At 65.7% G+C, this 11,064-nt stretch carries 10 protein-coding genes and 1 pseudogene; 9 read left to right on the top strand and 2 right to left on the bottom strand.

Features of this window, described 5'->3' with window-relative positions:
* The first annotated feature begins 79 nt into the window (after window positions 1–79).
* Window positions 80–1,330, top strand: a complete 1,251-nt coding sequence (locus J7I85_RS05635) for a S8 family serine peptidase (RefSeq protein WP_214847784.1) — start codon at window positions 80–82, stop codon at window positions 1,328–1,330.
* Window positions 1,331–1,429: 99 nt separating this feature from the next.
* Window positions 1,430–2,485, top strand: coding sequence for a hypothetical protein (locus J7I85_RS05630; protein WP_214847782.1), 1,056 nt, complete (start codon window positions 1,430–1,432; stop codon window positions 2,483–2,485).
* Here J7I85_RS05630 and J7I85_RS24910 read toward each other — a convergent pair.
* Both J7I85_RS24910 and J7I85_RS24905 read right to left on the bottom strand, forming a co-directional pair.
* Window positions 2,474–2,665 carry a DUF1304 domain-containing protein gene (locus J7I85_RS24910; RefSeq protein WP_251023979.1) on the bottom strand — a complete coding sequence of 64 codons (192 nt, stop codon included), beginning with the start codon at window positions 2,663–2,665 and terminating at the stop codon, window positions 2,474–2,476. The genes J7I85_RS05630 and J7I85_RS24910 overlap by 12 nt on opposite strands.
* A gap of 64 nt (window positions 2,666–2,729) precedes the next feature.
* A pseudogene (locus J7I85_RS24905) lies at window positions 2,730–2,810 on the bottom strand (DUF1304 domain-containing protein); the annotation flags it as partial.
* A gap of 313 nt (window positions 2,811–3,123) precedes the next feature.
* Between J7I85_RS24905 and J7I85_RS05620 the strand changes: the two are divergent.
* The 7 genes from J7I85_RS05620 to J7I85_RS05590 all read left to right on the top strand — a co-directional run bounded on the left by J7I85_RS05620 (window position 3,124) and on the right by J7I85_RS05590 (window position 11,064).
* Complete coding sequence (locus J7I85_RS05620) at window positions 3,124–4,158, top strand: helix-turn-helix transcriptional regulator (RefSeq protein ID WP_214847780.1); 1,035 nt, start codon at window positions 3,124–3,126, stop codon at window positions 4,156–4,158.
* A gap of 188 nt (window positions 4,159–4,346) precedes the next feature.
* The gene (locus tag J7I85_RS05615; RefSeq protein WP_214847778.1) at window positions 4,347–5,351 is read left to right on the top strand and encodes a LacI family DNA-binding transcriptional regulator; all 1,005 of its coding nucleotides are present in this window, start codon (window positions 4,347–4,349) and stop codon (window positions 5,349–5,351) included.
* Between the two features lie 97 nt (window positions 5,352–5,448).
* Window positions 5,449–6,444, top strand: coding sequence for a LacI family DNA-binding transcriptional regulator (locus tag J7I85_RS05610; protein ID WP_214847771.1), 996 nt, complete (start codon window positions 5,449–5,451; stop codon window positions 6,442–6,444).
* A gap of 92 nt (window positions 6,445–6,536) precedes the next feature.
* Window positions 6,537–7,841, top strand: coding sequence for a sugar ABC transporter substrate-binding protein (locus J7I85_RS05605; protein WP_214847769.1), 1,305 nt, complete (start codon window positions 6,537–6,539; stop codon window positions 7,839–7,841).
* Window positions 7,838–8,797 (top strand): carbohydrate ABC transporter permease, encoded by a 960-nt coding sequence (locus J7I85_RS05600; RefSeq protein WP_214847763.1) that lies wholly within the window; start codon window positions 7,838–7,840, stop codon window positions 8,795–8,797. Before J7I85_RS05605 ends, J7I85_RS05600 begins: the two co-directional genes overlap by 4 nt.
* 76 nt (window positions 8,798–8,873) lie before the next feature.
* The gene (locus J7I85_RS05595) at window positions 8,874–9,671 is read left to right on the top strand and encodes a carbohydrate ABC transporter permease (RefSeq protein WP_214847761.1); all 798 of its coding nucleotides are present in this window, start codon (window positions 8,874–8,876) and stop codon (window positions 9,669–9,671) included.
* A 28-nt stretch (window positions 9,672–9,699) separates the two neighbouring features.
* Window positions 9,700–11,064, top strand: coding sequence for a glycoside hydrolase family 172 protein (locus J7I85_RS05590; protein WP_214847760.1), 1,365 nt, complete (start codon window positions 9,700–9,702; stop codon window positions 11,062–11,064).

The raw sequence follows: 11,064 nt of genomic DNA, 5'->3' as shown, positions 1-11,064 counted from the left end.
CTCACAGACACTTGAGGCCCCTCGTCCTAATTGCGGACAGGTCTATCCAGTCGGTGCAGGCTGGCGCAAAATGAACCTCATGAAAAAAATGATGATCGCCGGCATTACAGCGGCAGTTATGGGCTTTGGCGCCATTAACGTGGCAGCCACGGGCAACGCCGCACCCCCCGAGCCGGCGAACATCACGGGGCAAATCATCGTTAAGTTCCGCGACAACGGCGCGGCGGCCGGCCTGCTGCGCCAGCAGGGCCTCAGCGAGGGATCTGACGTCGGGAGTACGGGCGCTCACCTGATCAAGGTGCCGGCCGGCAAGGAATCCCAGCTGATCGACGCCTTGAACCGGAACCCGGCAGTCGAGTACGCCGAGGCGGACGAGCCGGTCACTGCCACTACAGCTGACCAGTATTTCCCGCGCCAGTACGCCCTGCAGAACACGGGTCAATCGTTTACCAACACCGATGGCACCATCTCTGTGCCCGCCGGCGAACCGGACGCCGATGTGGACGCCGTCGAAGCATGGAGCGTCACCACCGGAAACGGCATTAAAGTGGCTGTCCTCGATTCGGGGGTCGCAACCGACAACACCGACATCAACCCGAAGGTGGTCCTGAGGGCCAACTTCAGCGGTGCAACAAGCAATGAAGACATTTATGGCCACGGGACCCACGTGGCCGGCATTGTCGCCGCCACCCACAACACCGCTGGTGTGGCCGGCGTCTGCCCGGGATGCACCATCCTGGCCGGCAAGGTCCTCAACGACAGCGGGGTTGGATCCAGCTCCGGGCTTGCGAACGGCATCAACTGGGCCGTCAGCAACGGCGCGAAGGTGATCAACATGAGCATCGGGGTGCGGGCGTCACGCACTCTCGAAACCGCCGTCAACAACGCCTGGAGCAAGGGTGTAGTGCTGGTGGCCGCAGCAGGCAACGGCGGTAACCAGACCAAGATCTACCCGGGCGCATATCCCAACGTCATCGCCGTCGCCGCAACTGACAACAAGGACGCCAAAGCAGACTTCTCAACCTATGGAGCCAGCTGGGTGGACATCGCGGCACCCGGAGTCAACGTCTACTCAACGTTCCCGAACCACAAATTTGTCATCGGGACGCAGAACAAGCGCTCCTTCGGTTACGACGTCGGCAACGGGACCTCGATGTCCTCACCCATCGTCGCTGCAACCGCTGCGCTTGCCTGGAGCTCCCACCCCGGTGCCACGAATGCATCTGTCCGGGCAATCGTGGAATCGAGCGCCGACGACGATGTTTTTGGCACGGGCACCTACTGGGCCCATGGCCGGGTGAACGCATACGACGCCGTCACCGCCCCGTAAGGACTGCGCTGCCGTCGTCCTCGCGCGCCGGTCCCTTGTGACCGCCCGGTCACGGCAGTACCATCCCCTCACCTGAAGGTTCCGTGGAGGTGGGCAACGATGCTCGAAACTGCGCGCAACACTAGCACCGACAGCCGCCGCGACCTGATCACCGAACTGCTCGGCCTGTGGCTGCTGCTGGCTATCTTCCTGGATGGCTGGGCGCACATTAACCTGCCCAGCCTCGAGACGTTCTTCACGCCATGGCACGCGGCCCTCTACTCCGGCATGCTGGCGACGGCGGGGTGGACCGCCGTCGTGATCTGGCGGAACCGGACGCCTGGGCAGCCTCTGCTGCAGGCTGCTCCGCCCGGATACCGCGGGACCGCGGTGGGCGTGGTCCTCTTCGGCCTGGCCGGCGGCCTGGACCTGCTGTGGCACGAGCTGCTGGGCATCGAGGTCTCGCTGGATGCCCTGGTCAGCCCCACCCACCTGCTGCTCGGCTTCAGCCTCTTCCTCATCCTGGGCACCGCCGTGCGGAGCGCCCGGGCAGCAGGCCACCCCGGGGACCTGACCTGGACCCCGGCGGCGATGTTCGCCGTAGTGCTCATGACCGGGCTGGGAGCGTTCTTCCTCGTCTACGCCTCCATCTTCGTCCGGCCGGGGCCTACGGCCGTGTTCACCCCGCTGCCGGTGGGCACGCCCGGCCGCATCCAGGCGGAGATGCCGGTGATCATCAGCCTGATGAGCTACCTGCTGACCACCGCGCTGATCATCGCGCCCTTCCTCTTCACGCTCTCCACCGCCAGGCGCCCCGTCCGCGGAATCGTCACCCTGCTGGTGGTGGCGGCGGCCTGGCTGCCCGTGGTGATGATCGGCCTGCGACCCTACTCAATCGCCGGAGCGGCAGGAGCCACGGTGGCCGCCCTCGTCGCTGACCTGCTGCTGACCCGCGTGCCGGACGTGTGGCTGGGCCGACGGCTGCCGGCGGTCACGGCAGGAATCGCGGCGCTACTGTGGACGGGCCAGCTCGTGGCGTTCGCGGTGGTGGACGCCATCCGCTGGCCGGTCTCGCTCTGGCTGGGGGCAGTGGTGCTCAGCGCCGCGGTAGCCGCAGGCCTCGCCCTCCTCAGCTCCTGGCGACCGGGGTCACCGGGGCACTGGTCAGAACGCTAGTGCGATCAGGGCAACCAGGGCCGGCACCGTCGAGGCGAGGGTTCCCGGCACGCTGTCCCCCTTCTTCGGGTAGTGCCCCAGCCAGTCGGCCAGGCCCATGGTGGCACCGCTGAGCACCATATTCGCGCAGCAGTAGATCACCAGCGTGTAGCCGACCACCACATGTCCGGTGTTCACCATGTCCGGTGTTCACCGCCACCACACCGGCAATGACGCCCAGACCTATCAGCAGGTTGCGGAACCCGGTGGGGATGGCCCACATCATGACGGCCGGAACGTTCCTCTCCGGCGTGCTCAGGAACTTCTGCACGGCCGGATAGTGCATGAGGAAGCTCTCCAGCGGGAACACCAGGACGTAGATCAGCGCCGCGAGCAGCGAAAAGACCTGGGCCGTGGCGTTCATTGCGGGCCCCTACCCTCGCCGTGGTTGCTGTGCAGGTAGAGCATGATGACCGTCTCCCGGTTTGTGCGGACGGGCGCCTTTGGTGGAACAGCGCCTTAGATGAATTCGTGCCCCTGATCGAACAGTACGACGGCGTTCCGGCGGCTCCCATCCCCGGCGTCGGGGTTTGGGGCCACTCCCCGATATCCCCTCCAAAGGGGATTGCGCCCGGGAGGACCGGCCGGATACTGGACGTATGTGGGAGGAACGCGCGGAGCGTGTTCGGCGCGAAATCGCGGCGCTGGCCGCCACCGGTCTGGGCATGGCGGAGCTGCATGCCTCGGCGCAGGCCGCGGTGCGCCAGGCCGTGCCCTTCGAGCAGGCCTGCTGGGCCGGCGTCGACCCCGGCACGTTGGCGATGACGTCGGTCACCAATTGGCATGAGTGGCCCGTACCCGAGGAGTTCGGCCTGCGCTTCGCAGAATCCGAGTACGCGGGTTCCGAGCCGAACACGTTCACCCAGCTGGTGCTTCGGCCTCGCCCGGTCGCCCGGATCTCCGATGCCCCGCACCGCGACGTCGTCCGCAGCGTCCGCCTCAACGACCTCCTGCATCCGCAGGGACTGGAGCATGAACTCCGGGCGGCCTTCCGGCTGGAGGATGTCTGCTGGGGAGTAGGCAGCCTTTTCCGGGAGAGCCAAGACTTCACCGACCGAGAAGTGGAATTCCTAGGCGCAATCACCGCCACCCTGGCCGCGGCCACCCGCGTCGCGGTGCGGGCCGGGCACCGCGCACAGCGAAGTACCGACGGACCGGTGATCGTCCTGGTGGGCCCGCACGGAGAGCTGCGCGCGGGCACGGCGGCCGCGGCGTCCTGGCTGGCCGAACTGGAGGACGTGGCGCCCGGCCGCTTCAACATGGTCCTGTATGGCGTGGTGGCAGGGGCCCGGGCCGCTATGTCAGGCACTGCCCGCGCGAGGATGCGCGACGCCGGCGGCAACTGGGTGGTGCTCCAGGGGAGCCGCCTCATCACCGGGGACGACCCCGGGCAGATGGTGGTCACGGTGGAGCCGGTCACCACCCGCGACCTGGTGAGCCTGTTGCTGGCCGCGTACGGTGCCACCTCCCGCGAGCGCGAGGTGTGCCTGGAGGTCATCTCCGGCTCGACGACGGCGGAGATGGCCAACCACCTGTTCATCTCCCCTTACACCGTGCACGACCACCTGAAGGCGCTGTTCGAGAAGGTGGGCGTGGGCAGCCGCGGGGAGTTGGTGGCCAAGCTCCTCGCGTAGCGTCCGCCGGCAGCTGGCGATGTGGCCCCAACCGCCTGTCAATACGCTTCTGGCTTCGTCCGGCCAGCGGACTGCGACCCTGTCCAACCCTTCCTGCGGAAGGTAGAACGGCCCCGTCGGACAGCCTCTGTAAACTGGCGGATGCTACGCGAAATGTTCGCGTAAACGATTCCCCGAGGGCGGCGACGATGACGACGATGGTAAAAGTGGCCAAGCTTGCCGGCGTCTCCATCTCCACCGTTTCGCACGTCCTGAACGGCACCAGGCACGTGGGCGAGGAGACGCGGCAGCGGGTTCTGAAGGCCATCGAGGAAACGTCCTACCGGCAGGACGCACTGGCCCGCGCCATGCGGCGCTCCCGGACGGACAGCATCGGTCTCATAGTTTCCGACGGCGGCGAGCCGGCTTTCGCTGAAATGATTCGTGGCGTGGAGGAAACGGCCACCAGCCAGGGAATCACCCTGCTGCTGGCCAATTCCGCCGAAGATCCGCAACGTGAAGCCCGTGCTGTGCGGACCCTGCTGGAGCGTAGGGTTGACGGCATCATCCTCGCGCGGGCAGCCGGCTCCGGACCTGACGCCCTGGCGGAATTCGCCAACCAGGACACGCCGCTGGTGCTGATGGACCGGCTTTCCGAGGACCCCTTTGACCAGGTGGGAGTGGAAAACCAGGAGCCGATCAAGGAGCTCGTGACGCACCTCCTGTCGCAGGGCCATGAGCGGATCCTGCTGGTTGCCGGTGACACCCGCGTCTCCACCCTCAGGGAACGGCACGAAGCCTTTACCGAAGCCATGACGGCCGCCGGGATCCAGGCCAAGAAGCAGCTGGCCATCACCACCGCAGAGCCGGATCAGACCGGCGCCGGCATCCGCGAAGCGCTGTCGGCAGCCAGCCCGCCCACAGCGGTGATCGCGTGCAGCACCGTCCTGGCCGCGGCTGCACTCCGGCACATCCAGCAGCGCGGGCTGGACATGCCGGAGGACATCGCCTTCGCCGCGTTCGACGGCTTCGCCTACGCCGACCTGTTCGAACCCCAGCTCACCACCGTGCGCCAGCCGGCGTTCCAGGTGGGGGCCACCGCCGCAGAGCTGCTGACGAGGAGGATCGCCGACAAGGCAGCCGAGCCCTCCGTTGTCCGGCTGGCGCCCACGATCGAATACCGGTCCTCCACGGGCCCGCGGCCCGCCTCCTAATAAACTTCCAGCGGATTTTCCTGTGATCCATTGCACATCGAAACGTTTGTCTCTACTATCGAAACGTTCGCGCAATCGTTTCGCTTGAGGAGGCTCAGTGGCAACCATCGTCGATGTCGCATCACTGGCAGGGGTGTCGACGTCCACTGTCTCGCACGTCCTCAACGACACACGTCACGTCGAACCGGATACCAGGACCCGAGTGATGGACGCGGTGCAGGCCACCGGGTACCGGCGGGACGCACTGGCACGCTCCATGCGCCGCGCCAGGACAGATTCCATCGGCCTCGTCGTATCGGATGCCGGGGAGCCGGCCTTCGCGGACATGGTGCATGGCGTGGAAGAAGCCGCGGCACAGCACGGCCTGTCCCTGCTGCTGGCGAACTCGGCGGAAGATCCCGCCCGGGAACGCGCTGCGGTGGAGGCCCTTCTCGACCGCCGCGTCGACGGCCTGATCATCGCACGGGCAGCCGGGTCGAGTGCCGGGCTGCTTGAGCGGATCCGCGGCGAGAAGAAGCCGCTGGTCCTGCTTGACCGGCTCTCGGACCTGGACGTGGACCAGGTTGGTGTGAACAACCGGTCCGCCGTGGCAGCCCTGGTTGAACACCTTGCCGACCGCGGCCACAAACGGATCATGCTCGTTTCCGGCGACCTCCGGGTCTCCTCCCTCCGCGAGCGCCATGACGGCTTTCGGGCCGCCATGCAGCAGCGGGGCCTGGAAGTGCAGGCCGGCCTGCTGTGCGAAGGCACGGTCACCGCGGCGGCAACTTTTGACCGGGTCCGGCCGCTGCTGGTCGGCCCTTCGCAGCGCCCAACCGCGATCCTGGCCTGCAGCACCCTGCTGGCTGCAGGAGCCCTCCGTGCAGTCCAGCACGAAGGACTGCGGGTGCCCGGCAACATGGCCTTCGCCACGTTCGACGGTTTCACCTACTCGGACCTGTTCCAGCCCCAGATCACCACCGTGCGCCAACCGGCGTTCCAACTCGGTGAGAGCGCCGTGGGCCTGCTCATGCGGCGCCTCGAGAACCCCTCTGCTCCCGCCAAGACCCTACGGCTCGAATCCGAGATCGAATTCCGCCGCTCCACCGAATAGCAGCACCGCGCAGTATCTGCCCCCAAAAATAGCCGCACCACGCCATCGCATCCCATCAGCGCGCCTCCGCGCAGCATGCAAAGGAGCATCACATGAGAAAAACCGTCCGCACGTCTATCGCCACGGCAGCAGCCGCGGCCCTGCTGGCCCTCACCGCCTGCGGAACTTCAACGAATTCCGCTGTCCCGGCCGCCGAGGGTCCGTACGCGGCCCCCGCAAAGGACATTACGGCCACCATCTCCGTCTCGAACTGGGGCGACCCGGGAGACAAAGCCGTGTACGACGGCGTCGCCAAGCGTTTCAAAGAGAAGTACCCGAACGTGACGGTGAACAACAACTTCACCCCCATCACCACCTGGACCGAGTACGTCAACAAGCTCGTCACCCAGGCTGCTGCCGGGCAGGCCCCGGACGTCATCAACATCGCCACCGAGGGTGTGGAGCTCGGACTGTCCAACGAGCTGTTCACTCCCCTGGACGGCTTCCTCAAGAACGACCCCGAGGCGGCGTCCCTGCGGAAGGACATCGACCCGAAGCTGCTCGAGGGGTTCAGCAAGGACGGCTCCACCTACCTGATGCCGAACACGTTCAACACCATGGTGATCTACTACAACACCAAGATGTTCGAGGCGGCCGGCATTGAGCGGCCCAGTGATGACTGGACCTGGGACGATTTCCTGGCGATCGCAAAGAAGCTGACCACCGGTTCCGGCTCTGACAAGGTGTACGGCTTCGCCATGCCGTACTACTCCTTTGGCATCACCCCGTGGCTGTACTCAAACGGCACGTCCATGATGAGCGAGGACCTGCAGACGGCGCAGCTCACGGATCCCAAGGTCAAGGAAACCCTGGGCTGGGTCCGCGACCTCGTCACCGAGCACGGAGTGTCGCCGCAGCCCAAGGGATCGGACCCCTACCAGCTGTTCCCCGCGGGCAAGGCAGCCATGACCGGCGCCGGGCACTTCGTCACCGGCGGCTTCGAAAAGGCCGGCTTCGCCGACTACGACATCCTCCCGTGGCCGAAGGGAACCACCAAGTCCACGGTGTTCGGCGCCGGAGCGTTCGCCATCTCCAAGACATCCAAGAACCAGGAGCTGTCCTGGGAGTTCATCAAGATGCTCACCGACCAGCAGACGCAGAAGCAATGGGCCGACGCCGGCGCCGCCGTTCCGTCCACCAAGACCGCCGCGTCAGCGCCGGAGTTCCTGGCCTCCCCGGAACACGCCGAAGAGTTCTACAACTCCCTGTCCTACGCCAAGCCCGTAGCCGCCCCCGGCGCCTACAACGTGCTGGACCCGGCCTTCATGCGGGCCATGGACGAAATCATGTCCGGCCAGGACATCGGATCGTCACTGGGTAAGGCCCAAAAAGATGTTGAGGAGGCGTTGCAGCCGTGACCCTGACCGCACACAAGACCGCGCTGCCGCCCGCGCCCCCTTCCGGGCGCGGGGGGCGCCGCCCCGGGCGGATCGGCACCGCCCGCCGTCGGGAAGCCCTCACCGGCTATCTGTTCACAGCCCCCACCGTCATCGGATTCCTCGTTTTCATACTCGGCCCGCTGGTGGCGGCCCTGTACCTCAGCCTGACGAAGTACAACATCCTCACGGCACCCAAGTTCGTCGGCTTCGACAACTACGCCCGGATGTTCCGGGACGAGCGCTTGGCCATCACGTACGGCAACACGGTCCTCTACGTCGGGGCCGCCGTCGTCCTCATCAACGGCTTTGCGCTTCTGTTCGCCGTCCTGATCAACCAGCGGCTCCCCCGGGCCCTGACGTATGTGTTCCGCTCCGCGTACTTCTTCCCCTACCTGGTGGCTCTGGTGTACGTCTCCATCATCTGGCAGGCACTGTTCCAGAAGGACACGGGCATCCTGAACTACTACATCACCGCCCTGGGCGGAGAACGGATCGACTGGCTCAACAGTTCGGAGTTCTCAAAAGTCTCCGTGATCATCGTGGACACCTGGCGGAACGTGGGGTTCGCCATGCTGATCTTCGTGGCGGCCCTGCAGGAAGTCCCCAAGGACATGGTGGAGGCCGCACGCATGGACGGCGCCAGCGAGTGGCAGGTTTTCCGCAGGATCGTGCTGCCGATGATCAGCCAGGCGACCTTCTTCAACATCACCATCACCATCATCGGCGCCTTCCAGATCTACGAGTCCATCATCGTGCTCACCAGGGGCGGCCCGGGCGACGCCAGCCGCAGCGTGGTGATGTACATCGCCGAAGTGGCCTTCAACAAGTTCGACATGGGCTACGCCTCAGCCATCGCGGTGACGCTGTTCCTGATCATCATGCTGGTGACCATGGTCCAGTTCCGCCTTCGAAAGTCGTGGGTGAACAATGAATAACACCACTCTCCTTCCGTCCCGCTCACGGTCCGGAAGAGCCGTACGACGGCGGCCCGGCGTCGGGAAATCCGTTTCGGTGGCACTTCTGGTCCTCGGCGCCATCGGCATGATCGCCCCCTTCCTGTGGATGTTCACCACGTCGCTGCGGGACGCCGGCCACGCGTACGACCTACCGCCGCAGTGGCTGCCCACGGAATGGGACTGGTCCAACTATGCCGGGGCCGTCACAGGACCGGTGCCCATCCTGCGGAACATGTTCAACAGCGCCGTGATCGCCATCGCGGTGAGCATCGGCATGATCATCACGGCACCCATGGCGGGCTATGCCTTCGCCAAGCTGGAATTCCCCGGCCGAAACTCCATCTTCGTGGGCCTACTGTCCTCCCTGATGGTGCCGGCGCAGGTGACCATCATTCCGCTGTTCCTCCTGATGCGGACCTTCGGTCTGCTGGACAACCCGCTCAGCCTGATCCTGCCCGGCATCACCGGGGCTCTGGGGGTGTTCCTGCTCCGGCAGTTCTTCCTGGGACTGCCGCAGGAAATCATCGACGCCGCCCGCATGGACGGCGCCACTGCCTGGCAGACCTACCGGCTGATCGCCCTGCCGCTGGCCAAGAACGCCGTCAGCACCCTCGGCGTGATCACGTTCCTGGGCAGCTGGAACGCCTACTTCGCCCCGTCAATCTTCCTCAACAGCACCGACACCGCAACCCTCCCGCTGGGCCTGGTCCTGATGCTCGGCCCGTACGGTGCCGGGAACGTGGCCCAGGTGATGGGGGCAACCACCATCGCCATCGCCCCGGCCCTCATCGTTTTCCTCGTGGCCCAGCGGTGGATCATCGCAAGCCTCACCCAGTCAGCCGTCAAGGGCTAAACAACAACTCTTCGAAAGGGACACCACCTTGGCTTCATCACCGCGCTCCGGCCTGCTCTCAAGCCTGACCAGGCTCTCCTCTGCCCGCACCGCCCGCGCCTCCAGCTGGGACCAGACCGGCCGCAACCGCGACAACTGGATCGTCATGCCCGGCGAGGAACGCGTCCTTGCCGACATTGAAGGGCCCGGCGCCATCACCCACATGTGGATGACCCAGTCGTGCCGGATCCAGCCTGGCCCCGGCCAGATCTCCCCGGAACTCGTGGGCGTGCCGATGCTCGAAATCCACAACGCACTCGGCGTCAGCTGGGAAGTGGTGGACCCGGACTACTACCGCAAAATTGTCCTCAAAATGTACTGGGACGACCAGGACACCCCCAGCGTCATCGCACCCCTGGGCGACTTCTTCGGCCTGCTGAACTCCCTCTCCGGCTCCTACGACTCGCTCCCGCTCTCGGTCTCGGCCAAGGAAGGGGAACTGAACACCTTCGGCGGCAGCGCAGCGTTCAACAGCTACTTCGAAATGCCCTTCAACTCCCGCGCCCGCATTGTCGTCGAAAACCAGAACGACATCCCCTACCTGCAGTACTTCTACATCGACTACGAGCTCTACACCGAGCCGCTGCCGGAGGACACCGCCTACTTCCACGCCCACTGGCGCCGGCAGAAGCCGAACGCCGGCTGGGCCCCGGACTTGCAGACCAACAGCATCGAGGTGGCCATCCCCAACCTCACCGGCGAAGACAACTACGTGGTCCTGGAAACCGAGGGCCACGGACACTACGTGGGCTGCAACCTCGCCGTCAGGCACTTCCAGGGCTCCTGGTGGGGCGAGGGCGACGACATGATCTTCATCGACGACGACACCTGGCCGCCCAGCCTCCACGGCACCGGCATGGAAGACTACTTCGGCCACGCCTGGGGCATGCAGCACAACGCCTACCTCATGAACGGCACCATGGTCCACGAGGAAAACGTCCCCGGCTTCCACCACAGCTACCGCTTCCACATGACGGACCCCATCAGGTTCCAGAAGCGCATCAAGGTCACCTTCGAGCACGGCCACGCCAACCACCTTTCCGATGACTGGTCCTCCACCGCGTATTGGTACCAGACCCTCCCCTCCCCCGCGCTGGAGATAGACCCGGTCGAGGAACGCCTGCCGCTGCGGCCGCGTGACCAGGTGGTAGAACGTCCCCTACCGGAGCTGACGCCCACCCAGCAGGCCGCGCGGGATGCAGCCGCCGAACGGATGCAGCGGTTCACCGAGGCGCGTGACGCCGTCCGGAACGAACGCCGGGCCGAAATCGATGCCTGGGAGAAGGCCAACGCGGAGCAGGCACGGGAAGTCCGGCAACGGTTCCTCGCCGCAAACAGCGTCCCGGCCCTCTGA

The sequence above is a fragment of the Arthrobacter sp. ISL-65 genome, from assembly GCF_018613795.1.
GTDB lineage: Bacteria > Actinomycetota > Actinomycetes > Actinomycetales > Micrococcaceae > Arthrobacter.
The sequence above is the reverse complement of the archived record's forward strand: the minus strand, read 5'-3'. Positions and strand labels throughout refer to the sequence as shown.

Bases quoted from the DNA above. Each gene is read 5' to 3' on its own strand.
- J7I85_RS05615 (WP_214847778.1), top strand. From the start codon at position 4,347: ATGACGACGATGGTAAAAGTGGCCAAGCTTGCCGGCGTCTCCATCTCC.
- J7I85_RS05635 (WP_214847784.1), top strand. From the start codon at position 80: ATGAAAAAAATGATGATCGCCGGCATTACAGCGGCAGTTATGGGCTTT.
- J7I85_RS05605 (WP_214847769.1), top strand. From the start codon at position 6,537: ATGAGAAAAACCGTCCGCACGTCTATCGCCACGGCAGCAGCCGCGGCC.
- J7I85_RS24910 (WP_251023979.1), bottom strand. From the start codon at position 2,665: ATGGTGAACACCGGACATGTGGTGGTCGGCTACACGCTGGTGATCTAC.
- J7I85_RS05630 (WP_214847782.1), top strand. From the start codon at position 1,430: ATGCTCGAAACTGCGCGCAACACTAGCACCGACAGCCGCCGCGACCTG.
- J7I85_RS05620 (WP_214847780.1), top strand. From the start codon at position 3,124: ATGTGGGAGGAACGCGCGGAGCGTGTTCGGCGCGAAATCGCGGCGCTG.